18 protein-coding genes and 3 tRNA genes are annotated in these 22,215 nt (G+C 57.4%); 14 read left to right on the top strand and 7 right to left on the bottom strand.

The genetic code is table 11. From position 1 onward, the window contains the following. Nucleotides 1-209 precede the first annotated feature (209 nt). From groL to ACJJU9_RS05700, 4 genes are all read right to left on the bottom strand, one after another. Nucleotides 210-1,853 (bottom strand): chaperonin GroEL, encoded by a 1,644-nt coding sequence (gene groL, locus ACJJU9_RS05715; RefSeq protein WP_123751962.1) that lies wholly within the window; start codon nucleotides 1,851-1,853, stop codon nucleotides 210-212. Nucleotides 1,854-1,902: 49 nt separating this feature from the next. Then, complete coding sequence (locus ACJJU9_RS05710) at nucleotides 1,903-2,196, bottom strand: co-chaperone GroES (RefSeq protein WP_016779794.1); 294 nt, start codon at nucleotides 2,194-2,196, stop codon at nucleotides 1,903-1,905. 248 nt (nucleotides 2,197-2,444) lie between these two features. After that, entirely contained in the window at nucleotides 2,445-2,918 is a 474-nt protein-coding gene (locus tag ACJJU9_RS05705) for an FxsA family protein (RefSeq protein ID WP_048369627.1), read from the bottom strand. Between the two features lie 71 nt (nucleotides 2,919-2,989). Further along, entirely contained in the window at nucleotides 2,990-3,715 is a 726-nt protein-coding gene (locus ACJJU9_RS05700; RefSeq protein WP_407730229.1) for a HugZ family protein, read from the bottom strand. Nucleotides 3,716-3,766: 51 nt separating this feature from the next. On the opposite strand from ACJJU9_RS05700, the gene ACJJU9_RS05695 reads away from it, so the two are divergent. Continuing rightward, nucleotides 3,767-4,525, top strand: a complete 759-nt coding sequence (locus ACJJU9_RS05695) for an SDR family oxidoreductase (protein WP_048369623.1) — start codon at nucleotides 3,767-3,769, stop codon at nucleotides 4,523-4,525. 95 nt (nucleotides 4,526-4,620) lie between these two features. On the opposite strand, the gene ACJJU9_RS05690 is transcribed toward ACJJU9_RS05695, so the two are convergent. After that, complete coding sequence (locus ACJJU9_RS05690) at nucleotides 4,621-5,634, bottom strand: DUF481 domain-containing protein (protein ID WP_048369621.1); 1,014 nt, start codon at nucleotides 5,632-5,634, stop codon at nucleotides 4,621-4,623. 153 nt (nucleotides 5,635-5,787) lie between these two features. Between ACJJU9_RS05690 and ACJJU9_RS05685 the strand changes: the two genes are divergently transcribed. The 4 genes from ACJJU9_RS05685 (at nucleotide 5,788) to ACJJU9_RS05670 (ending at nucleotide 10,512) form a co-directional block, all read left to right on the top strand. Next, nucleotides 5,788-6,141: an MGMT family protein gene (locus ACJJU9_RS05685; RefSeq protein WP_153333451.1), complete on the top strand. Its 354-nt coding sequence runs from the start codon at nucleotides 5,788-5,790 to the stop codon at nucleotides 6,139-6,141. Nucleotides 6,142-6,183: 42 nt separating this feature from the next. After that, on the top strand, nucleotides 6,184-7,731 hold the full coding sequence (locus ACJJU9_RS05680; protein ID WP_153333453.1) for an AmpG family muropeptide MFS transporter: 1,548 nt from the start codon (nucleotides 6,184-6,186) through the stop codon (nucleotides 7,729-7,731). A gap of 100 nt (nucleotides 7,732-7,831) precedes the next feature. Continuing rightward, a complete protein-coding gene (locus ACJJU9_RS05675; protein ID WP_153333454.1) occupies nucleotides 7,832-9,547 on the top strand; it encodes a proline--tRNA ligase in 1,716 nt (571 codons plus the stop codon). A gap of 17 nt (nucleotides 9,548-9,564) precedes the next feature. Beyond that, nucleotides 9,565-10,512, top strand: coding sequence for a hypothetical protein (locus ACJJU9_RS05670; protein WP_407730228.1), 948 nt, complete (start codon nucleotides 9,565-9,567; stop codon nucleotides 10,510-10,512). A gap of 7 nt (nucleotides 10,513-10,519) precedes the next feature. Here ACJJU9_RS05670 and dinB read toward each other — a convergent pair whose 3' ends face one another. Continuing rightward, the gene (gene dinB / locus ACJJU9_RS05665) at nucleotides 10,520-11,596 is read right to left on the bottom strand and encodes a DNA polymerase IV (RefSeq protein ID WP_407730227.1); all 1,077 of its coding nucleotides are present in this window, start codon (nucleotides 11,594-11,596) and stop codon (nucleotides 10,520-10,522) included. A gap of 279 nt (nucleotides 11,597-11,875) precedes the next feature. Between dinB and ACJJU9_RS05660 the strand changes: the two genes are divergently transcribed. The 5 genes from ACJJU9_RS05660 (at nucleotide 11,876) to ACJJU9_RS05640 (ending at nucleotide 16,657) form a co-directional block, all read left to right on the top strand. Further along, a tRNA-Met gene (locus ACJJU9_RS05660) sits at nucleotides 11,876-11,952 on the top strand. Nucleotides 11,953-12,162: 210 nt separating this feature from the next. Next, nucleotides 12,163-12,239, top strand: a tRNA-Met gene (locus tag ACJJU9_RS05655). Nucleotides 12,240-12,400: 161 nt separating this feature from the next. After that, nucleotides 12,401-12,477, top strand: a tRNA-Met gene (locus ACJJU9_RS05650). Between the two features lie 257 nt (nucleotides 12,478-12,734). Next, nucleotides 12,735-15,377 carry a bifunctional lysylphosphatidylglycerol flippase/synthetase MprF gene (gene mprF / locus ACJJU9_RS05645; RefSeq protein ID WP_048386654.1) on the top strand — a complete coding sequence of 881 codons (2,643 nt, stop codon included), beginning with the start codon at nucleotides 12,735-12,737 and terminating at the stop codon, nucleotides 15,375-15,377. Further along, on the top strand, nucleotides 15,377-16,657 hold the full coding sequence (locus tag ACJJU9_RS05640) for a virulence factor family protein (RefSeq protein ID WP_407730226.1): 1,281 nt from the start codon (nucleotides 15,377-15,379) through the stop codon (nucleotides 16,655-16,657). The genes mprF and ACJJU9_RS05640 overlap by 1 nt, the downstream gene beginning before the upstream one ends. 107 nt (nucleotides 16,658-16,764) lie before the next feature. On the opposite strand, the gene ACJJU9_RS05635 is transcribed toward ACJJU9_RS05640, so the two are convergent. Then, nucleotides 16,765-18,666 carry a potassium transporter Kup gene (locus ACJJU9_RS05635; RefSeq protein WP_048369602.1) on the bottom strand — a complete coding sequence of 634 codons (1,902 nt, stop codon included), beginning with the start codon at nucleotides 18,664-18,666 and terminating at the stop codon, nucleotides 16,765-16,767. Nucleotides 18,667-18,975: 309 nt separating this feature from the next. Here ACJJU9_RS05635 and rimO point away from each other — a divergent pair, with 309 nt between their 5' ends. From rimO to ACJJU9_RS05615, 4 genes are all read left to right on the top strand, one after another. After that, nucleotides 18,976-20,313 (top strand): 30S ribosomal protein S12 methylthiotransferase RimO, encoded by a 1,338-nt coding sequence (rimO, locus tag ACJJU9_RS05630; RefSeq protein ID WP_407730225.1) that lies wholly within the window; start codon nucleotides 18,976-18,978, stop codon nucleotides 20,311-20,313. A gap of 104 nt (nucleotides 20,314-20,417) precedes the next feature. Continuing rightward, entirely contained in the window at nucleotides 20,418-20,891 is a 474-nt protein-coding gene (locus tag ACJJU9_RS05625) for a GNAT family N-acetyltransferase (protein WP_048369530.1), read from the top strand. A gap of 71 nt (nucleotides 20,892-20,962) precedes the next feature. Then, nucleotides 20,963-21,673 carry an rRNA pseudouridine synthase gene (locus ACJJU9_RS05620; RefSeq protein WP_407730224.1) on the top strand — a complete coding sequence of 237 codons (711 nt, stop codon included), beginning with the start codon at nucleotides 20,963-20,965 and terminating at the stop codon, nucleotides 21,671-21,673. 75 nt (nucleotides 21,674-21,748) lie between these two features. Continuing rightward, nucleotides 21,749-22,210 carry a DUF1456 family protein gene (locus tag ACJJU9_RS05615; protein WP_048386571.1) on the top strand — a complete coding sequence of 154 codons (462 nt, stop codon included), beginning with the start codon at nucleotides 21,749-21,751 and terminating at the stop codon, nucleotides 22,208-22,210. Nucleotides 22,211-22,215: the final 5 nt, after the last annotated feature.

Genomic DNA, 22,215 nt, shown 5'->3' with positions numbered 1-22,215 from the left:
GACCCTGTAGGAGCGAGCTTGCCTCGCGATCTGTTGATCTTGATCTAAGCCCCCCCTCACCACGCCTCTCCCGAAGGAGAGAGAACCGATTGAGGGATGCTGTTGATTATCGGTGGCCTGTTGGTTGGGTAGCAGTTCGCAACATCAGGCACAAAAAAGCCCCGCCTGATCACTCAGGCGGGGCTTTTGCGTATCGGGGTAAGGCTGGCTTACATCATGCCGCCCATACCACCCATGCCGCCCATGTCTGGCATGCCGCCGCCAGCTGGTTTGTCTTCCTGGATCTCAGCGATCATCGCCTCAGTGGTGATCATCAGGCTGGCAATCGACGAAGCCGCTTGCAGAGCCGAACGAGTCACTTTAGCCGGGTCAAGGATACCCATTTCGATCATGTCGCCGTATTCGCCAGTGGCAGCGTTGTAACCGAAGTTACCCGAACCCTGCTTCACTTTGTCGACTACAACGCTTGGCTCGTCGCCGGAGTTGGAAACGATCTGGCGCAGAGGTGCTTCAACAGCACGACGCAGCAGCGCGATACCAACGTTCTGATCAGCGTTGTCGCCTTTGAGCTCAGAGATTGCCTGCAGAGCGCGAACCAGTGCCACGCCACCGCCAGGTACCACGCCTTCTTCAACGGCTGCACGGGTAGCGTGCAGGGCGTCTTCAACGCGGGCTTTCTTCTCTTTCATTTCAACTTCGGAACCAGCGCCAACCTTGATCACTGCTACGCCGCCCGACAGCTTGGCCAGACGCTCTTGCAGTTTTTCACGGTCGTAGTCCGAGGTGGTGTCAGCCACTTGAGCACGGATCTGAGTCACACGTGCCTGGATGTCCGCTTCAACGCCAGCACCGTCGATGATGGTGGTGTTTTCTTTGGACAGGATTACGCGCTTGGCGTTACCCAGGTGCTCCAGAGTGGTGCTTTCCAGGCTCAGGCCGATCTCTTCGGAGATAACGGTACCGCCAGTCAGAACAGCGATGTCCTGCAGCATTGCTTTACGACGGTCGCCGAAGCCAGGTGCTTTAACAGCAGCGACTTTAACGATACCGCGCATGTTGTTCACAACCAGAGTCGCCAGGGCTTCGCCTTCAACGTCTTCAGCCACGATCAGCAGTGGACGGCCGGCTTTGGCAACGGCTTCCAGTACTGGCAGCATTTCGCGGATGTTGGAGATCTTTTTGTCAACCAACAGGATCAGCGGGCCGTCCAGCTCAGCCACCATGGTGTCTGGCTTGTTAACGAAGTAAGGGGACAGGTAGCCACGGTCAAACTGCATGCCTTCAACCACAGACAGTTCGTTTTCCAGGCCCGAGCCTTCTTCAACGGTGATCACGCCTTCTTTGCCGACTTTAGCCATGGCTTCAGCAATGATGTCGCCGATGGAGCTGTCGGAGTTGGCAGAGATGGTACCCACCTGAGCGATTGCCTTGCTGTCAGCGCATGGCTTGGACAGTTGACGCAGTTCTTTGACGATGGCGATGGTCGCCTTGTCGATACCGCGTTTCAGGTCCATCGGGTTCATGCCGGCAGCGACGGCTTTCAGGCCTTCGTTGACAATCGACTGAGCCAGAACGGTTGCAGTGGTAGTACCGTCACCAGCGTCATCGTTCGCACGGGAGGCAACGTCTTTAACCAGCTGCGCGCCCATGTTTTCGAAGCGGTCTTTCAGTTCGATTTCTTTGGCAACCGAAACACCGTCTTTGGTGATGGTCGGAGCGCCGAAGCTCTTCTCGATGATCACGTTGCGGCCTTTAGGGCCCAGTGTTGCTTTTACTGCGTCAGCCAGGACGTTGACACCGGCGAGCATTTTTTTACGGGCGGAATCGCCGAATTTAACTTCTTTAGCAGCCATGTTCGTTCTTCCTTAAATACTTTGTAGTAACGGGAAAAGGAGCGGGAAATCAGCCTTCGATAACAGCGAGAATCTCGTTCTCAGCCATTACCAGCAGGTCTTCGCCGTCGACTTTCACAGTGTTGCTGCCGGAGTAAGGGCCGAACACAACCTTGTCACCCACTTTCACGGCCAGCGCACGCACTTCACCGTTGTCCAGAACGCGGCCAGTACCCACAGCAATGACTTCACCGCTGTTGGCTTTCTCGGCAGCTGAACCCGGCAGAACGATACCGCCAGCGGTTTTCTTTTCTTCTTCGCTGCGACGGATTACGACGCGGTCATGCAGAGGACGAAGCTTCATTGTCGATCTCTCCTAATTGTGGTGTTCATCGGCCGGTGTCAATACCGGCTGGGTTTGCAAGTCCGGAAATGCCGGGTGTTAATCGCTGAAGGGTGCCTGCTGTTGCCAGCAAAACCCTGCGGTGCCAGTTACATAAGGGCGCATCCAGTGATTACAAGAGCGCCCTGACGAAATTTTTTTACCTTTCGCACCGCGCAAAAACAAACACGGCACTCCAGGGTGCCGTGCTTAAGCTTTTACAGGGAAACTTACTTGTCGCGGTGTTCAAACTCGCCTTCGATCACATTGGGTTCACGACCCACGGGTTGATGCGTGCCGGGGCGATGAGCCGCTTCAAATTCCTCAGCAAAGGCACGCTGGCGCATCGCTTGCTCTTCTGCACGTTTGCGCAAGCGATTGACCAGAAAATGACGAACCGGCGGGAGCAGCAACAGCAGACCGGCGATGTCGCTGATAAAACCCGGCAGTACCAACAAGCCGCCACCCAACGCCACCATCAGGCCTTGAAGCATTTGCTGAGCCGGCAGCTCACCACGATTGAGGCTTTCACGCGCACTCAAGGCGGTGGCCAAGCCCGCAACGCGTACTACCAGAACCCCAAACAAGGAGCCTGCGATGATCAGCAGCAACGCCGGGAAAAACCCGATAGCGGTGCTGACCTTGAAAAAGACGTACAGTTCTAGCACTGGAAACAACAGAAAGAGCAATAAAAAAGCGCGCATCAAATGATTCCTCTCCGGAAGAATATCTTCCAACACAGCTTAGATGACGGCGCGCCTTTGTGAATTCAAGGTTATGCCGTTTCTTTTTTAGGCCATTCACTTGCGCGAGCCAGCAAAACCAGCGCTTCGCGCACTTGTGTCGAAGTGTTACAAGCCTCTGGGAAGGTCAGCCAGTACACACTCTGACCAATGCGCAGATGCATGCCTTCGCTGTCCAGGCCGACCATTTCTGCTGGCTCAGTCTTTGGCAGTCCGGCCAGCTCAACGTAATGAGCGATGGCGTTAGCGTGATCGTCGTTCATGTGCTCGACCATGCGCACCTCGACCGCGCCGGCAAAAGGGTTGGCCAGGGTGAGTTGATCTACCCAGTGAATCGCACCAAAACCACCGATATAACGATGGCGAACCGGGTTTAGCACCCAAAAATCGAAGTCATGGGCGGTGTGATAGCTCTGCGACTCAGGGAAATAGCGGTAGTAACGCTCAGCCGCGGCTTCAATGGCCGCGGGGTCGGTCAGTTGCTCGGCTTCGGCCAGATAGGTCAGGCGCCCAACCGCCTGCACGTCTTCGGCACCACGCTCACCGACCATCAGTGAGCACTTGGGGTCTTTGCGCAGGTTGTGGGTGTGCTGAGCGATCCGGCTGATCAGGATCAATGGCCGCCCTTGCTCATCCAGGCAATAAGGCACCATAGACCCGAAGGGGAACCCTGGCATTGCCTTGGAGAGCGTGGCCAACGCTCCACGGTATTCCTTGAGCAATAATTCTCGGGCATGCTTGGCTACTTCAACGCTCAACTTATGACTCCTTAATAAAAATCCGTCGAAACGGTCGAGATCAGGGCACTCATGCAACTAAAAGACAAAGTAATCATTATCACTGGCGGCTGCCAAGGGCTAGGTCGCGCCATGGCCGAGTACCTGGCTGCCAAAGGCGCCAAGCTGGCTTTGGTGGACCTGAACCCGGAAAAACTCGAGCTCGCGGTTGCGGCCTGTCAGGCCCACGGGGTTCAAGCGCGGGCTTATTTGTGCAACGTCGCCGATGAAGAGCAGGTTACACAAACCGTGGGGCAAATTGCTGAAGACTTTGGCGCGATCAATGGTCTGGTGAACAACGCCGGGATCTTGCGTGATGGCCTGCTGTTAAAGGTCAAGGACGGCGTCGTCAGCAAAATGAGCCTGGCGCAGTGGCAAGCCGTTATCGACGTCAACCTGACCGGGGTTTTCCTGTGCACCCGTGAAGTGGCGGCGAAGATGGTCGAACTCAACAGCCAGGGCGCGATTATCAATATTTCTTCCATCTCACGCGCTGGCAACGTTGGCCAAACCAACTATTCGGCAGCCAAGGCAGGTGTGGCAGCCGCGACCGTGACCTGGGCCAAAGAGCTGGCGCGTTACGGTATCCGTGTGGCGGGCATTGCTCCCGGGTTTATCGAAACTGAAATGACCTTGGGTATGAAGCCCGAAGCCCTTGAAAAAATGACCGCGGGCATCCCGTTGAAACGTATGGGCAAGGTCGAAGAAATCGCCCATTCAGCGGCGTATATCTTTGAAAACGACTATTACAGCGGCCGAATCCTGGAGCTGGATGGCGGTTTAAGGATTTAACCCCCGCCCTGCTGGAGCGGCTGAGGCTACGATCTTTTGACGTTCAAGATCAAAAGATCGCGAGGCGAGCTCGCTCCTGCACAAGGGTCGTGGTGTTACCACATCACGCCAAAACCTGCGGTGTAGCGGGTTTTGTTGAGTGCGTTGTCTTTGCCGCTGCTACTGCCGATCAGGTCTTTTTCAGCCTTGAGGTTGAGCGATGCCCATTCGGTGACTTTGTAGCGCAAGCCAATTTCGGCATCGAGGCTGTAGTCTGAATCCCCGCCCAGCGGCTTGCCCAGTTCACCGTTGGTAAAGATCGATACCGTTTTACCTACCAGGTAACGGTTGTAATCCCACTTCATGGCCAGCGAGTAGAAGTTGCTTTTACCGCCATCCGAGTATTCATAGTCGGTACGGTTCAGCAGTGAGCCCAAGGAAAACGCGCCCAGCTCGTCATCCCAGAACTGATAACCAGGACCAGTACCTACGGTGCGCTGGCGGGAAATGTCTTCGATTCTGTCGCGGGTGTAGTTCAAGCGGCCCTGCCAGTACCAGTGCTCATCAATAAAGTGGTCAAGCGCGTATTCGGCATTCCAGTTGTTCGTGGTGACCACATCGTTCTGGGCCTCACGGTTGTAGGACGCTTCGGCGTTGTGACGCCAGGCGCCGTGACGCGCCGAGGTTTTGAGGTCAATGTCGTAGTCGTCGGTGTCTTTGTCGGCGCGTTTGTAGTCCAGCGCGACGTCGACATTACCCTTCCAGACAAAGTCTTCGATCAGCGGTTTAGGTTTGACGATTTGCTGAATGCTCGCCAGCTCAACAGTTTTAGGCGCCTCGCCATTGGCCAGAATGACCTTGCCGTCTTCGGCAGCCTTGAGTGACTTGGCCTTTTCGCCCACGTAGGCATCTTGTTTGACCAACAGCTCCTGATCGCTTTCCAGGGTTTTGACTTGCTTCCAGTCAATCGGAATAGCGCCCGCATAGTCGGTCTGAATCAGCAACTTGCCCCCATCAAACACTTTAATCTTGCCGGACAGACGGTCGCCGTTCTTTAACCAGACCGTATCGGCGAGCAAAGGCGTGGACACATTCAAGACAGCAAGGCATAACAAGGTTCTGGACAACATAAGCAGATGCGAGACTCGGATTTACGAAAGAATGACGGCATTATCCAGAAGGACACACCCCAAGCAAAGAAAGACCCGGTGTTTTTCGTGTAGTTCCTTTGCTATAGCGCGCGACGGAAACGTCCTATTTGTAACTCCACGGTTTTCACTCCCATGAACTCACCTGACAGTGCATCGCCAACGCCTGCCGAGCTTCGACGAACGGCCCTGTACTCGACCTTGATGCAAGTGCCCGATGGCAAAGTCGTCACCTACGGCCAGCTCGCCGAGCTGGCAGGCCTGGGTCGGGCCGCCCGCTGGGTCGGCCGCACGCTAAGCCAACTCCCAGAAGATACCCGCCTGCCCTGGCATCGAGTTTTGGCCGCCGGTGGCAGAATCAGTTTGCCAGCGGGCAGCCCTAGCGGTGATGAACAGCGAGCGCGTCTGCGCGGCGAAGGATTAAGCATTGTTAATAATCGTGTGGATATACGACGCCATGGCTGGCGCCCGATAGAGCACTGCGGTTAGAGTGCGCCCTTTGTTTCCGCAATCAGAGGCAGACTCGAGTCCATGCCCCGTAAAACCTGGCGCGAAGCGCTAGCTGCCTATTCCAGCCCCTCAACCCTTGTGCTGTTGTTGCTCGGTTTCGCCGCCGGTTTGCCGTACATGCTGGTGTTTTCAACGCTGTCTGTGTGGTTGCGCGAAGCAGGTGTGGCCCGCGAAACCATTGGTTATGCCAGTCTGATCGGCCTGGCTTATGCCTTTAAATGGGTATGGTCACCGTTGCTCGACCAATGGCGCCTGCCATTGCTCGGCAAGCTGGGCAGACGCCGCTCGTGGCTGGTGCTGTCGCAGACTTTGGTGATTTTAGGCCTGATCGGCATGGGCTTTTGCGACCCGCAAAAGCACCTGTCATGGCTGATTGCGATTGCCGTTATCGTGTCATTTGCCTCGGCCACCCAAGACATCGCGATCGACGCTTACCGCCTGGAAATTGCCGACGACAGCCGCCAGGCTGCCCTCGCCGCCAGTTACATGTCCGGTTACCGCGTAGCCGCCCTGCTGGCCACGGCCGGGGCGTTGTTTTTTGCTGAGGGTTTCGGCTCGACCGGCTTCAACTACAAGCATTCGGCCTGGACCGGCACCTATGTGCTGTTCGGCGTGCTGATGATCCCCGCGTTGCTGACCACCTTTTTCATGCGCGAACCGCCGGTCACCCTGCGCACTCAGCTTTCAGTAGGCCGCTATAGCTTCGCCCATCAACTGGCCTCGGTGTTCGTGCTGATTGTGCTGTTGGTGTCGGTCCCGGCGATGTTCACCCAGTTGTACAACACTAATTTTGCGGGCGTGCTATTTGAGGGCATGAGCCCCATGACGCTGCTGATGGAAGACCGCGCCTTTTTGCGCGCCATCCTTTATATCCTGCTGACCGGGTTGTGCCTGTCCACCATGGGGCGACGCGGGCTCGCGCCCGTGCTGACGCCGGTCAACGACTTTATTGTGCGGTATCGCTGGCAGGCACTCTTGCTGCTTGGGCTGATTGCCACCTATCGCATGTCTGACACGGTCATGGGCGTGATGGCCAACGTGTTTTATATCGACCAAGGCTTTACCAAGGACCAGATCGCCGGTGTCAGCAAGATTTTCGGCCTGTTCATGACCCTGTTCGGTGCAGGCATGGGCGGACTGCTGATCGTACGTTTCGGCATTTTGCCGATCCTGTTGATTGGCGGGGCAGCGTCCGCCGCAACCAACCTGCTGTTTATGCTGCTGGCCGACATGGGCCCGAACCTGCAGATGCTGATTGTCACGATTTCACTCGACAACTTCAGCTCCGGCCTCGCCACTTCTGCCTTTGTTGCCTACCTGTCGAGCCTGACCAACCTCAAGTTCTCCGCCACCCAGTACGCATTGCTCAGCTCGATCATGCTGCTGCTCCCGCGGTTGATGGGCGGCTACTCAGGGGTCATGGTCGAGAAGTTCGGTTACCACAACTTCTTTATCATCACCGCCATCATGGGCATCCCGACCCTGCTACTGATCAGCCTGCACTGGTATCAGGAAACCCGTAAAGCCCGCCTAAACCCCACGGTAGACCTCGACAAACGCGCCGATTGAACGGAGGGAGCCTGCCTCCCTCCCCCGGTCTGTACGCAATCAAATCTCGCCCGTACAATGGCCAGTCAAATTTAGTCATCAGCAACGGCAACGACTACCCATGCGCACCAGTCAATATTTGCTCGCCACACAGAAAGAAACGCCTTCGGACGCGGTCGTTATCAGCCACCAGCTGATGCTGCGCGCCGGCATGATTCGCAAACTGGCCTCGGGCCTGTACACCTGGCTGCCCATGGGCTTGCGGATCATGCGCAAGGCCGAAGCCATTGTTCGCGAAGAAATGAACGCTGCTGGCGCTCTGGAAGTGCTGATGCCGAGCATTCAACCGGCTGAACTGTGGCAGGAGTCCGGTCGCTGGGAAGAGTACGGCCCGGAGCTGCTGCGCCTTAAAGATCGCCACGGTCGCGAGTTCTGCGTGGGCCCTACCCACGAAGAAGTCATCACCGATCTGTGCCGCAACGAGCTGAACAGCTACAAGCAGTTGCCGATCAACCTGTACCAGATCCAGACCAAGTTCCGTGACGAAATTCGCCCGCGCTTCGGCTTGATGCGTGGCCGCGAGTTCATCATGAAGGACGCCTATTCGTTCCACGCCGACCAGGCATCGCTGCAGGTCACTTATGACCGCATGCACCAGGCTTACTGCAACGTGTTCACTCGCCTGGGCCTGAAGTTCCGTCCGGTAGAAGCGGACAACGGCTCCATCGGTGGCGCGGGTTCCCACGAATTCCACGTACTGGCCGAGTCCGGCGAAGACGATATCGTGTTCAGCAATGGCTCTGAATACGCAGCCAACATCGAAAAGGCCGAAGCTGTTCCAGCCGAAACCTCCCGTGCGCCAGCGTCTGAAGAGCTGCGCCTGGTCGATACGCCTGACGCCAAGACCATTGTTCAATTGGTAGAAGGCTACAACCTGCCAATCGAAAAAACCGTTAAGACCCTGATCGTTCACGCCGCCGAAGAAGGCAAGCTGATCGCTCTGGTGATCCGTGGTGACCACGACCTCAACGAAATCAAGGCGGGCAACCATCCGCTGGTGGCCAGCCCACTGACCATGGCTTCGGACGCTGAACTGCGTGACGCCATCGGCGCTGGCGCTGGTTCCCTGGGCCCGCTGAACCTGCCACTGCCTTGCATCATCGACCGCTCGGTCGAGCTGATGAGCGACTTTGCGGTCGGCGCCAATATCGACGACAAGCACTACTTCGGCGTGAACTGGGAGCGTGACTTGCCTGTACCTACCGTTGCCGACCTGCGCAACGTGGTCGCTGGCGACCCAAGCCCGGACGGTAAAGGCACGCTGGAAATCAAACGCGGCATCGAAGTGGGCCACATCTTCCAGCTGGGCACCAAGTACAGCGAAGCGATGAAGTGCCAGGTACTGGGCGAAAACGGCAAGCCTGTGACCCTGACCATGGGTTGCTACGGCATTGGCGTTTCTCGCGTGGTAGCGGCAGCCATCGAGCAGAACAACGACGAGCGCGGCATTATCTGGAGCGATGCCCTGGCACCGTTCCAGATCGCCCTTGTGCCGCTGCGCTACGAAACCGACGCCGTGCGTGAAGCCACCGACAAGCTGTATGCAGAGTTGACCGCCGCAGGTTTTGAAGTGCTGCTGGATGACCGTGACAAAAAAACCAGCCCGGGCATCAAGTTCGCAGACATGGAACTGATCGGTATTCCGCACCGGATCGTCGTCAGTGACCGTGGCCTGGCCGAAGGCAACCTGGAATACAAGAGCCGCACCGAAGCAGAGCCACAAGCCCTGCCCGTTGCTGACGCCCTGGCTTTCCTTCAGGCACGTATCCGTCGCTGAACCCACATAGAGACGTCATGTTCAATCGAAGTACCTTGACGGGCGCCGCCATATGCGGCGCCCTGTTGTTGAGCGGCTGCGCCAATCACATGTCACAACGCAGCGAGCATGAAGAGCGCATTGAGCGCAAACTGCTCGCCCACACCCTGCACATTGACGTCGGTTCGCCGGCTGCCATGGAGTTGCCACAACGCCGTGTGCGCATCAATGAACAAAAGACCTTTGAGGTCACTGAGTTCGATGTCACCCGTCATTACGACCGTTACACCCCCTACCAGCCCTGGCGCAAAATCTATGAGATGCCGCTGGGCGCGGTCGCGGTTGTGGCGGGTGTGGGTGCGAATGTGCTGAACGTGTTCATGTTCGGGCAATTGCCTGACAGCGTGACCAAAGACTGGATCACTTACGGCGTCGACGGCCTCAACCCGGCGATGAACGTGCAGTCTCACGGCCGCGCCGAGCAGAACCTGGCCGGCATTGAAGAGATCCAGCGCGACAAGCGCATGGAATACTCAAGCTTGCCGTGGGCAGAACGCCCGGTCATCGTCAGTGCTGGCAAGCAAAGCCATGAAATGACCACGGACCGTAACGGTGTGCTGCGCCTCAATTTGCTCGACAGCCCGTTTGCCGAGCAAGACTTGAATCGCGTGAGCAAATTGACCATCACGGTCGAAGATGCTCAGGACGAAGCGCATTGCGACTCAACTCTGTCGATCAGCAGTAATTTGCGTGGCAAATTGCTCGAAGCGCACAACTTGATCTACGACGACCTTGAGGGTGACGACGTCAACCAATGGGTACATCGGGTCAAGCGCTTGTCAGAACTGGGCCTTGAAGAAGAAGCCAGTGAACTGGAGCAAAGCCTGATTGAACTGACGCGCAACGACCCTGAGTTGCAGCGTGAGTTTTTGCAGTCGCTGACCAAGAATGCCGGTCGACTGGTGGCAGACCCCGGGGTTAGCTAAAGCGCCTCTATGGGTGCCTGGCAAACAACTCCAGTTGCTCATGCCCGGTACTCAAATCATGTAAACGCACGCCAAGCCCCAACAATCGGACGGGCTTGGCACCGCGCGCAAACGCCTGACTCATTAACCCCTGATAACTCTCAAGATCGCGCCCCGCTCCGGACTGCTCCAGGGTGGTTTGGGTAAAGTCGTGGAATTTGATTTTGACGAAAGGCTTGCCGGGACGATAGCTGCTGTCGATTCTGGCGATTCGCCCGTTCAAGGTGTCGAGAAGTTCGGGCAGTTTGTCCAGGCACGCGGCCAGATCAGGTAAATCCGTGTCGTAGGTATTTTCAACACTGACAGACTGGCGTCGGCTGTCACTTTGCACCAAGCGCTCATCAATCCCACGTGCCAGCCCCCACAAACGCTCGCCAAAACTGCCGAATTCACGCGCCAACGCCAGCTTGTTCCAGTCGCGCAGGTCCTGACAGGTCTCAATACCGAGGCGCCCTAACTTGTCCGCCGTCACTTTGCCCACACCGTGCAGTTTGTTGACCGGCAGCGCCGAGACAAAATCTTCGACCTGATCCGGAGTGATCACAAACAAACCGTTGGGCTTTTTCCAGTCACTGGCGATTTTCGCCAGAAACTTGTTCGGCGCTACTCCCGCCGAAACGGTGATGTGCAACTGATTCGACACCCGACGCCGAATGTCCTGAGCAATACGCGTGGCGCTGCCACCGAAATGCGGGCTGTCAGAGACATCCAGATACGCCTCATCCAACGACAGTGGCTCAATGAGTTCGGTGTAATCGCGCAAAATACCGTGGATTTCTTTTGACGCTTCTTTATAAGCATCCATCCGGCCATTCACGATGATCAGGTCCGGGCACAGCTTGAGTGCATGCCGGGATGCCATCGCCGAACGCACGCCGTACGCACGCGCTTCATAGTTACACGTCGAGATCACACCGCGCCGGTCAGCCGAGCCGCCGACCGCCATGGGCTTGTTCGCCAGGCTCGGGTTATCGCGCATTTCAATAGCGGCATAGAAACAGTCACAGTCGACGTGGATGATTTTGCGCTGCGTTATGTCAGGCATGGTTCTTCAGGATGTAGGTAAAACAGAACGCCAGTATGTCACCGAGAACTGTATATAGCACCAGTAGTGTTCGGTGAGCCGACAAATGCAGCGCTCTCAACCTTGCCTTTGTGTTTGTGACCGGAGTGAAAAGGATCTAATTGCGCCACACCCCTTGTCCTACAGGGGCTGTAGCCGATTAAACAGCGACGTTTAATGCCTAACCAATTGAAGCAGAAGACTTTTTTTGAAATTAACGTTTGACAGCTCCGTGTATCGCTGTAGAATCCGCCCCACAGACGCGGGATGGAGCAGTCTGGTAGCTCGTCGGGCTCATAACCCGAAGGTCGTCGGTTCAAATCCGGCTCCCGCAACCAAACATCGAAAAAGGCTACTCGAAAGAGTGGCCTTTTTTGTGCTCGTTGGTTTTATGCACCACCCCCCGTAGGAGCGAGCGTGCCTCGCGATCTTTTGATCGTTTAAAAGATCGCGAGGCAAGCTCGCTCCTACAGCCAGGTACTTATTTACCCCATTTATGCATTAAAGGTTGACTCACTCGCTCATCACTGTAGAGTGCGCACCACAGACGCGGGATGGAGCAGTCTGGTAGCTCGTCGGGCTCATAACCCGAAGGTCGTCGGTTCAAATCCGGCTCCCGCAACCAAACATTAAAAGGCTGCTCGAAAGAGTGGCCTTTTTTGTGCCTGAGTGTTTTCCACCCTCCTCCCGTGGCCGGGAGAAAGGGATTAAAACCGGATAATTCAATCGCTTAGGCGATTTAAGGTTGACAACTCAGCGCGCCTCTGTAGAATGCGCCCACACAGACGCGGGATGGAGCAGTCTGGTAGCTCGTCGGGCTCATAACCCGAAGGTCGTCGGTTCAAATCCGGCTCCCGCAACCAAACATCGAAAAAGGCTACTCGAAAGAGTGGCCTTTTTTGTGCGTGATCAAAAAGTATTTCTCTCCTGCGATTAAAGGTTCTGTCATCTATCTGAAGATTGGCTCGTCTATGCTGAGCGGCAGCAATTACCTTTTTTTCACATGCCAAACCTGAACATCAGGCAAACAGTTGACAGTATTTTGAAATATTTTGACCAAAAGGATTGGTAACTTGAGTCTATGCCTCCATCCTATCGCGCACGATTCACGAGGTGATTGATGCCCGATAACTCGCCAGAACTTAAAGAACCCGCTTCAGCAGCCCACCCGATTGCAGCCAAACGCCTGCATTTACTGGACCTGCTGAGCAAGTACCGCCAACCTATTGGACTCGCGCTCACCCTGCTTCTGTTCGCCATAGCCCTGATTGCCTGTCGCCATCTGCTCAGCGAACTCGACCTGTACGCCTTGCACGACTCCATCATGGACGTCCCCAGGCCCGCCCTGCTCGGCGCCGTGGCTGCAACAGCTGTAGGTTTTGTGATTTTGCTCGGGTACGAGTGGTCTGCCAGTCGCTATGCCGGCGTCAAACTGCCGCCCAAAACCCTGGCACTGGGCGGGTTTACCGCCTTTGCCATTGGTAACGCCATTGGCCTGTCGCTCTTGTCCGGCGGCTCTGTGCGCTATCGTTTGTACGCACGCCATGGCGTAGGCGCCTCTGAAGTCGCGCACATGACGCTGTTCGCCAGCTTGTCTTTGGGCTGCGCCTTGCCGCCGCTCGCTGCGCTGGCAACCCTGAGCAACCTGCCGGCCGCCTCCGCCGCCCTGCATATTCCGGTTTACATCCTGGCGGCCATTTCAGTCGCCGTGCTGTTGTTGTTTGGCTTGCTGGCGCTGGGCATTTATCGCCGTCGCCTGCCTGAGCAACCCATCCCGGACAACTTGCTGGTCAAAGCTGGACGCCGCACCCTGCGCCTGCCAAGCGCACGGCTGACCCTGCTGCAATTGGTGATTACCGCGCTGGACGTCGCAGCAGCAGCAACGGTGCTGTATTTGTTGCTTCCCGAAGCGCCGCCGTTTGGCGCCTTCATGCTGGTTTACTTGCTGGCGCTGGCCGCCGGTGTACTCAGCCACGTACCGGGCGGTGTCGGGGTTTTTGAAGCGATTTTGCTGGCTGCCTTCGCCGACAAACTCGGCGCTGCACCTTTGGCCGCCGCGCTGCTGCTGTATCGCTTGATCTACGTGATCTTGCCGCTGCTGCTTGCCTGCCTGATGCTGCTGATCAACGAAGCCCAGCGCCTGATTCAGACCCGCCAAAGTTTGCGCGTGGCCTCCGGCCTTGCCGCGCCGATTCTGGCGGTATTGGTGTTTATGTCGGGCGTGGTTCTGCTGTTTTCCGGGGCCACTCCGGAAATCGATACCCGCCTTGAACACATCGGTTTTCTGATCCCTCACCGTCTGATTGACGCCTCGCACTTCGGCGCCAGCTTGATCGGCGTGCTCTGTCTGTTGCTGGCCCAAGGCCTGCGTCGTCGGCTGTCGGCGGCCTGGATGCTGACCACGATCCTGCTGCTGGTCGGCGCCGTTCTGTCTCTGCTTAAAGGCTTCGACTGGGAAGAGGCGTGCATTCTGGTCCTGACCGCAAGCCTGCTGGGCCTGTTCCGCCGCTCGTTCTATCGCCCGAGCCGCCTGACCGAGCTGCCGTTTTCACCGTTGTATCTGGTGGCCAGTGCCTGCGTACTCGGCGCTTCGGTGTGGCTGCTGCTGTTTGCCTATCAGGATGTGCCCTACAGCCATCAGCTCTGGTGGCAATTCACTCTCGACTCGGATGCCCCACGCGGCCTGCGCTCGCTGATGGGCGCGGCGGTGCTGCTGGTGATCGTGGCCCTGACTTGGTTGCTGCGCACGGCGCGCCCTACCATCCACTTGCCGGATGCTAGCGAACTGGAGCGCGCCGAGAAGATCTTGCTGGCTTCAGACCAGCCAGATGGCGGCCTGGCCCTGACCGGCGACAAAGCCTTGCTGTTCCACCCGGACGACAGCGCGTTCTTGATGTACGCCCGCCGCGGCCGCAGCCTGGTTGCGCTGTATGACCCCATCGGCCCTGCGCAACAGCGCGCTGAGCTGATCTGGCAGTTCCGTGACTTGTGCGACACCTTCCACGCCCGCCCGGTGTTTTATCAAGTGCGCGCCGAGAACCTGCCGTTCTATATGGACATCGGCCTGACCGCGATCAAATTGGGCGAAGAAGCCCGGGTTGATCTGCACCGCTTTGATCTCGACGCCAAGGGCAAAGAGATGAAAGACCTGCGCTACACCTGGAACCGCGGCACCCGCGACGGCCTGTCGCTGGAGATCCACGAACCGGGCGAAGCGCCCATGGATGAGCTGAAGGTTATTTCCGATGCATGGCTGACCGGCAAGAATGTCCGGGAAAAAGGCTTCTCGCTCGGACGCTTCAGTGAGGATTACATCAAGCACTTCCGCGTTGCCATTATCCGTTTTGAAGGCAAGCCCGTGGCCTTTGCCAACTTGCTTGAGACTCACAGCCATGAGCTGTCGAGCCTCGACTTGATGCGCGCCCACCCGCAAGCGCCGAAATTGACCATGGAGTACATGATGGTCGGCCTGATTCAGCATTATAAAAAGCATGGATACGCCCGTTTTAGCCTGGGAATGGTCCCATTGTCTGGCCTCCAACCCCGTCGTGGCGCGCCATTGACTCAGCGTCTAGGGTCAATGCTGTTCCAGCGCGGTGAGCACCTGTACAACTTCCAGGGTTTACGTCGCTTTAAAGACAAATTCCAGCCCGACTGGGAACCTCGTTATATGGCCGTGCCTGCCGGACTTGACCCGCTGGTAGCGCTGGCTGATACCGCCGCCCTGATTGCAGGCGGCTTGACTGGATTGGTGAAACGTTAATGAAACATCGTTCCTGGCGTTTTTTGCTGTTAATTCTGGTGATACTGGCTGCGCTGGCGGCCGGCGGCTATTGGTTCTGGAATCGCCCGCCCCCCGAGCCGACGGTTGAGCACCTGAGCCAAGCCGATGGCTCGACCCTGACCAAAGTGACACCTGGCCAGACCGCGCGCGCGCAAGTGCTGATTGCAACACCGGCCGAAGAGGCTCTGACCGACGCTCAACTCTCGGCGCTGAGCCGTGGCGGCAAGGCGCAATTGGTACAGGTCATTCTGCCCAAGGAAGACTGCACCCTGCAGCAGCAAGCCCTGCAAACAGCACTGCAGCAGTTGAAAGGCCCGCCTACGCTGGTTAGCGGCATCGGCCCGGGCGCAACCCTCGCCTGGCGCTGGCTGGCCGAGCAAACCAACGACAAGGCCCAAGCCGTGTCGGTAGGTTTTGCGCTTGAACAACCGGGCTGCACGTTGCCCATGCCTAAATCTGCCGCACACGGCAGTTGGCTGGTGGCCTGGAACGACAACCCTGACGACCCTAGCGCTGCTTTCGTACGTGATCAGCCGAACGCTCAGACCAGCATCAGCGACTATGACATTCACTTCCCCCAGGTACTGAGCAACGAACTGCGCAAGATCCTGGTCGGCGACAACAACGGCGGGCTGAACATGCCTGTGGTTGAAGTGCCTGCGGGCCAGCAAAACAGCACGGTGACGTTGTTCCTGTCGGGTGATGGCGGCTGGCGCGACCTGGACCGTGACGTGGCCGGCGAGATGGCCAAGATAGGTTATCCGGTGGTCGGTATCGACATGCTGCGCTACTACTGGCAGCACAAGACCCCGGACCAAAGCGCCACCGACCTGACTGAACTGATGCAGCACTACCGTCAAAAATGGGGCACCCAGCGCTTTGTTTTGGTCGGCTACTCATTTGGCGCGGACGTACTGCCCGCCACCTACAATCGCCTGCCTGAAGCCGAACAGAAACGCGTAGACGCGATTATCCTGTTGGCCTTCGCCCGCAGTGGCAGCTTTGAGATTCACGTTGATGGCTGGCTCGGCAAGGCCGGCGCTGAAGCCGATACCGGCGAAGAAATGTCCAAACTGCCGGCCAACAAAGTGGTGTGCATCTATGGCGCCGAAGAGACAGACGAAAGCGGCTGCACGGCCAAAACGACTGTAGGCGAAAGCGTCAAGCTGCCAGGTGGCCACCACTTTGACGAAAACTACCCGGCCCTGGCTCAACGCCTGGTAGATATGATCAAAAAGCACCAGGCTACCGCCCCGTAACATACGCCCCCCCCCTGTAGGAGCGAGCTCGCCTCGCGATCTTTTGATCTTGAAAGATCGCGAGGCAAGCTCGCTCCTACAGCGTTTTAACGTCGCTACAGGACGGCTTACATCTCGACCTGGGTTCCCAGTTCGATCACCCGGTTTACCGGCAAGTTAAAGAATCGCAAGTTGCTGTTGGCGTTCTTCAACATGAAGGCGAACAACCCTTCCCGCCAACGCGCCATACCCACCAGCTTGGAAGCAATGACCGTCTCGCGGCTCAGGAAGTAGGTCGTGCGCATCGGGCTGAAGTCCAGCTCGTCGAGATGGCACAGTTTGAGCGCTTCGGGCACGTCCGTTTCATCCATAAAGCCAAAATGCAGGATGACCCGGAAGAACCCCTCACCGTAAGCATCCACTTCAAACCGCCGCTGCGCAGGCACGCGCGGTGTGTCTTCGTTGACCACGGTGAGCAAAACCACTTGCTCATGCAGCACCTGATTGTGCAGCAGGTTATGCAACAGCGCGTGCGGTACGGCGTCTGGCCGGGCGGTCAGGAACACCGCTGTGCCTTGCACCCGATGCGGCGGCTGAACACGGATGCTGCTGATAAACAGCGGTAGCGGCAACGCGCTTTCATCCAGACGATCAACCAGCAATTGTTTGCCGCGCCGCCAAGTGGTCATCAGGATAAACAGCACGATCCCCGCCAATACCGGGAAGGCACCGCCCTGGACGATTTTCGGCACGTTGGCGGCGAAGAACAGACCGTCAACCAGCAGAAAGCCGACCAACACCGGTACCGCCAACACAGGTGGCCACTTCCACAGCATGAGCATGACTGCCGACACCAGAATACTGGTGATCAACATGGTCCCCGTTACGGCTACGCCGTAGGCCGACGCCAGAGCGCCCGATGACTCAAAGCCCAAGACCAGCAAAATAACCCCGACCATCAACGACCAGTTCACCGCGCCGATATAGATCTGCCCCTGCTCGGCACTGGACGTGTGCTGAATGTGCATGCGCGGGATGTAGCCCAGTTGAATGGCCTGACGGGTCAACGAGAAGGCCCCGGAAATCACTGCCTGAGAGGCAATAACGGTGGCCAGCGTGGCCAGCCCCACCAGAGGGATCAACGCCCAGCTTGGTGCCAGCAGGTAGAACGGGTTACGCGCCGCTTCCGGGTTTTCCAGAAGCAAAGCCCCTTGGCCGAAGTAATTGAGCACCAGCGCAGGCAGCACCAGAATGAACCAGGCGCGGGCAATCGGCTTGCGCCCAAAGTGCCCCATGTCGGCGTACAGCGCTTCAGCACCGGTCAACGCCAGCACCACCGCGCCCAGAATCGCCACCCCCATGCCCGGGTGCGAGACAAAGAAACGCACGCCCCACACCGGGTTCAGCGCGTTAAGCACCTCCGGGTGCTGAGCGATGCCATGAATCCCCAGGCCACCGAGCACCACAAACCACAGCACCATGATCGGCCCGAACAGCTTGCCGAGTGTGGCCGTGCCGCGACGCTGAATCAAAAACAGCGCGATCAGCACAATCAGCGCCAGCGGCACGACCCAGCGATCCAGCCCGGCAAACGCCAGCTCCAGACCTTCAACTGCCGACAACACAGAAATGGCCGGGGTAATCATGCTGTCGCCATAGAACAGCGAAGCGCCAATCAACCCCAGAATCACCAGCACCGTGCGCAACTTGGGATAAGGCGAGGCCGCGCGGCGCGCCAGCGCAGTAAGGGCCATGATCCCGCCCTCGCCTTCGTTATCGGCGCGCAGGATAAACAGCACGTACTTGATTGAGACCACCCAGATCAGCGACCACAGGATCAACGCCAAAATGCCGAAGACACCATCGTGGTTAACCTGTACGCCATACCCGCCGGTAAACACCTCTTTGAGGGTGTACAGCGGGCTGGTACCGATATCGCCATATACCACGCCAACCGCGGCAACCAGCATTCCGATAGGTTTTGCCTTTGAGTGACCGTCTTCTGTTGCCGGACTACTGACATGCCCCATTAACCACTCCTACGACTTTGGACCGTGTTTCTTAATGGCGAGCGCCGCATTTGGTGTGCAGCATGCTCTGATTTTCTGACTGTTAGCCACGACTTTTACCAACGAAATCAGCTTCGTTAAAAAGCGGGTTTCGCAACGGCGCGCAGCATAGCGCAGCACTCGTCGTAAATCCCCGTATAACGCTGGTCAAGTGCGTTCACCATAGCTAAAATTGCGCACTTTTTTTGATCAGAGGCGCGCAAACTCCAAGCGCCCGTTCGTCGTGCAGCCTTTACGGGCATGTAACGTCACTACATACCGAGGTTCGCCATGTCCACCGCTACCACGCCAGCCAACCCTAAGGTTGGCTTTGTTTCCTTGGGTTGCCCGAAAGCGCTGGTCGACTCCGAGCGCATCCTTACGCAACTGCGTATGGAAGGCTACGACGTTGTTTCCACCTACCAGGACGCCGACGTCGTGGTGGTCAACACCTGCGGCTTTATCGACAGCGCCAAGGCTGAATCGCTGGAAGTCATCGGCGAAGCCATCAAGGAAAACGGCAAGGTCATCGTGACCGGCTGCATGGGCGTCGAAGAAGGCAACATCCGCGACGTGCACCCGAGCGTGCTCGCCGTGACCGGCCCTCAGCAGTACGAGCAAGTGGTCAACGCGGTTCACGAAGTGGTGCCGCCCCGTCAGGACCACAACCCGCTGATCGACCTGGTGCCGCCACAAGGCATCAAGCTGACGCCGCGCCATTACGCGTACCTGAAGATTTCTGAAGGCTGTAACCATAGCTGCAGCTTCTGCATCATTCCTTCGATGCGCGGCAAATTGGTCAGCCGCCCGGTGGGCGATGTGCTGGACGAAGCTCAGCGCCTGGTTAAAGCCGGGGTTAAAGAGCTGCTGGTGATCTCTCAGGACACCAGCGCCTACGGCGTCGACGTCAAATACCGCACCGGTTTCTGGAACGGCGCGCCGGTCAAGACCCGCATGACCGAACTGTGCGAAGCCTTGAGCACACTGGGTGTCTGGGTTCGTCTGCACTACGTGTACCCGTACCCGCACGTTGACGAGCTGATCCCGTTGATGGCGGCCGGCAAGATCCTGCCGTACCTGGACATCCCGTTCCAGCACGCCAGCCCTAAAGTACTCAAGGCCATGAAACGCCCGGCCTTTGAAGACAAGACCCTGGCCCGCATCAAAAACTGGCGCGAGATCTGCCCGGAACTGATCATCCGTTCGACCTTTATCGTCGGCTTCCCTGGCGAAACCGAAGAAGACTTCCAGTACCTGCTGGACTGGCTGACAGAAGCACAACTGGACCGCGTAGGTTGCTTCCAGTACTCGCCCGTTGAAGGCGCACCGGCCAACCTGCTGGACGCTGCCATAGTACCGGACGACGTCAAACAGGACCGTTGGGAGCGCTTTATGGCGCACCAGCAAGCTATCAGCGCGGCACGCCTGCAACTGAAGATCGGCAAGGAAATTGAAGTCCTGATCGACGAAGTTGACGAGCAAGGCGCTGTTGGCCGCTGCTTCTTCGACGCCCCGGAAATCGACGGCAACGTGTTTATCGCCACCGAGAAAGACATCAAGCCGGGCGACAAGATCATGTGCCGCGTGACCGACGCCGACGAGTACGACTTGTGGGCTGAAGCGTTGTAAGCCACACGCTGCGCTTAAAAAAAGCCCTGCCGCGAATGCGTCAGGGCTTTTTTTACGGCTATTGTTAGGAGGCTCCTCAATCATCAGTGTCGGAGACACGCACGATGAAACAACAATGGGCCATCCAAACGCCACGTCTCAGAGATTTCGAAGCATTAACCGAGGTGTGGGAAGCGTCCGTTCGAGCCACCCATGATTTTTTACCCGACAGTTACATTGTCTTGCTGCGCCAACTGGTCATCAGCCAGTACCTGGACGCGGTGATGCTGATTTGCTGCAAAGACCCTTCCAGCAAGCGCATTGCAGGCTTCGCCGGGGTTGCCGCCGGCAAAGTTGAAATGCTCTTCATCCACCCTGACTACCGCGGCCAAGGCGTTGGCAAGTGCCTGCTCCTGTTCGCCATCAACGAGCTGAATGCCGAGAGGCTGGACGTCAACGAGCAAAACCCGCAAGCCATCGGCTTTTACTTCAAACAAGGCTTTGAGGTGATCGGGCGCTGCGAAAACGACGGCCTGGGCCAGCCTTATCCGTTGCTGCACCTGCGCTACAAACGCCAAAAGCCGCTGGCGCGCAGTTAAGGCAAATGTTGCCGGGCTTAACCGGCGCCAGGCGGGTACAATAGCCGCCCAATTCCATTACGGCCCCTGTCATGTCTGAACCGATACGTCTCTCCAAACGCCTCATCGAACTCGTCGGCTGCTCGCGCCGTGAGGCCGAACTGTTCATTGAAGGTGGCTGGGTCACGGTAGATGGCGAAGTCATCGACGAACCGCAATTCAAGGTCGACCAGCAAAAGGTCGAACTTGATCCGCAAGCCAAGGCCACGGCGCCAGAGCCTGTGACCCTGTTGCTCAACGCGCCGGCAGGCCTGGACACTGACAGCGCCATGCAACTGCTCAGCCCTCAAACCCTGAGCGAAGAGCACCGCTTCGGCAATCGCCCGCTTAAAGGTCACTTTCTGCGTTTGAGCGTGGGCAACGAGCTGCAAGCCAATGCCAGCGGTTTGCTGGTGTTTACCCAGGACTGGAAAATCGTCCGCAAGCTGACCGCCGATGCCAGCAAGATCGAGCAGGAGTATGTGGTCGAGGTATCGGGCGAGATGGCTCCCCATGGCCTCAACCGGCTCAACCACGGCTTGACCTACAAAGGTCGCGAGCTGCCTGCGGTCAAAGCCAGCTGGCAGAGTGAAAACCGCCTACGCTTTGCCATGAAGAACCCGCAACCGGGCGTGATTGCATTGTTCTGCCAGGCCGTAGGCCTCACAGTTATTTCGATTCGCCGGATTCGTATTGGCGGCGTGTCGATGGGCAAGCTGCCCGTTGGCCAATGGCGCTACATGACGGCCAAAGAAAAGTTCTAAACACGGCCGCGCCCACCTATTTCGACACCGCAGCCTTGCCTGCGGTGCTCACTGCTGATTATCAGGATTACCCACATGATTCATAACGACGTACTGCGCAGCGTGCGCTACATGCTAGACATCAGCGACAACAAAGTTGTCGAGATCATCAAACTGGGCGGTCTGGACGTCACCAAAGCTGACATCGAAACCTACCTGAAGAAAGACGAAGAAGAAGGCTTTGTTCGCTGCCCGGACAACGTCATGGCGCATTTTCTTGATGGCCTGGTGATCTTCAAGCGCGGTAAGGACGATAGTCGCCCAGCGCAGCCGGTTGAACTGCCAGTGACCAACAACATCATCCTGAAAAAACTGCGCGTGGCGTTCGAACTGAAAGAGGACGACATGCACGCGATCCTCAAGTCGGTTGACTTCCCGGTATCCAAACCAGAACTGAGCGCTCTATTTCGCAAATTCGGCCACAACAACTACCGCACCTGTGGCGACCAGTTGCTGCGTAACTTCCTGAAGGGGCTAACCCTGCGGGTTCGTGGCTGACACGG

This window comes from Pseudomonas helleri (assembly GCF_045830615.1).
GTDB classification, from domain to species: Bacteria; Pseudomonadota; Gammaproteobacteria; order Pseudomonadales; family Pseudomonadaceae; genus Aquipseudomonas; species Aquipseudomonas helleri.
This window is presented reverse-complemented; position numbering and strand designations above follow the sequence as displayed.

What these genes read in the sequence shown, in the direction of transcription:
- ACJJU9_RS05615 (WP_048386571.1), top strand. Translation starts at nt 21,749, where the DNA reads ATGATTCATAACGACGTACTGCGCAGCGTGCGCTACATGCTAGACATC.
- ACJJU9_RS05670 (WP_407730228.1), top strand. Translation starts at nt 9,565, where the DNA reads ATGTTCAATCGAAGTACCTTGACGGGCGCCGCCATATGCGGCGCCCTG.
- ACJJU9_RS05685 (WP_153333451.1), top strand. Translation starts at nt 5,788, where the DNA reads ATGAACTCACCTGACAGTGCATCGCCAACGCCTGCCGAGCTTCGACGA.
- ACJJU9_RS05695 (WP_048369623.1), top strand. Translation starts at nt 3,767, where the DNA reads ATGCAACTAAAAGACAAAGTAATCATTATCACTGGCGGCTGCCAAGGG.
- ACJJU9_RS05635 (WP_048369602.1), bottom strand. Translation starts at nt 18,666, where the DNA reads ATGGGGCATGTCAGTAGTCCGGCAACAGAAGACGGTCACTCAAAGGCA.
- ACJJU9_RS05640 (WP_407730226.1), top strand. Translation starts at nt 15,377, where the DNA reads ATGAAACATCGTTCCTGGCGTTTTTTGCTGTTAATTCTGGTGATACTG.
- ACJJU9_RS05680 (WP_153333453.1), top strand. Translation starts at nt 6,184, where the DNA reads ATGCCCCGTAAAACCTGGCGCGAAGCGCTAGCTGCCTATTCCAGCCCC.
- dinB (WP_407730227.1), bottom strand. Translation starts at nt 11,596, where the DNA reads ATGCCTGACATAACGCAGCGCAAAATCATCCACGTCGACTGTGACTGT.
- groL (WP_123751962.1), bottom strand. Translation starts at nt 1,853, where the DNA reads ATGGCTGCTAAAGAAGTTAAATTCGGCGATTCCGCCCGTAAAAAAATG.
- ACJJU9_RS05620 (WP_407730224.1), top strand. Translation starts at nt 20,963, where the DNA reads ATGTCTGAACCGATACGTCTCTCCAAACGCCTCATCGAACTCGTCGGC.
- mprF (WP_048386654.1), top strand. Translation starts at nt 12,735, where the DNA reads ATGCCCGATAACTCGCCAGAACTTAAAGAACCCGCTTCAGCAGCCCAC.
- ACJJU9_RS05705 (WP_048369627.1), bottom strand. Translation starts at nt 2,918, where the DNA reads ATGCGCGCTTTTTTATTGCTCTTTCTGTTGTTTCCAGTGCTAGAACTG.
- ACJJU9_RS05675 (WP_153333454.1), top strand. Translation starts at nt 7,832, where the DNA reads ATGCGCACCAGTCAATATTTGCTCGCCACACAGAAAGAAACGCCTTCG.
- rimO (WP_407730225.1), top strand. Translation starts at nt 18,976, where the DNA reads ATGTCCACCGCTACCACGCCAGCCAACCCTAAGGTTGGCTTTGTTTCC.
- ACJJU9_RS05625 (WP_048369530.1), top strand. Translation starts at nt 20,418, where the DNA reads ATGAAACAACAATGGGCCATCCAAACGCCACGTCTCAGAGATTTCGAA.
- ACJJU9_RS05690 (WP_048369621.1), bottom strand. Translation starts at nt 5,634, where the DNA reads ATGTTGTCCAGAACCTTGTTATGCCTTGCTGTCTTGAATGTGTCCACG.
- ACJJU9_RS05710 (WP_016779794.1), bottom strand. Translation starts at nt 2,196, where the DNA reads ATGAAGCTTCGTCCTCTGCATGACCGCGTCGTAATCCGTCGCAGCGAA.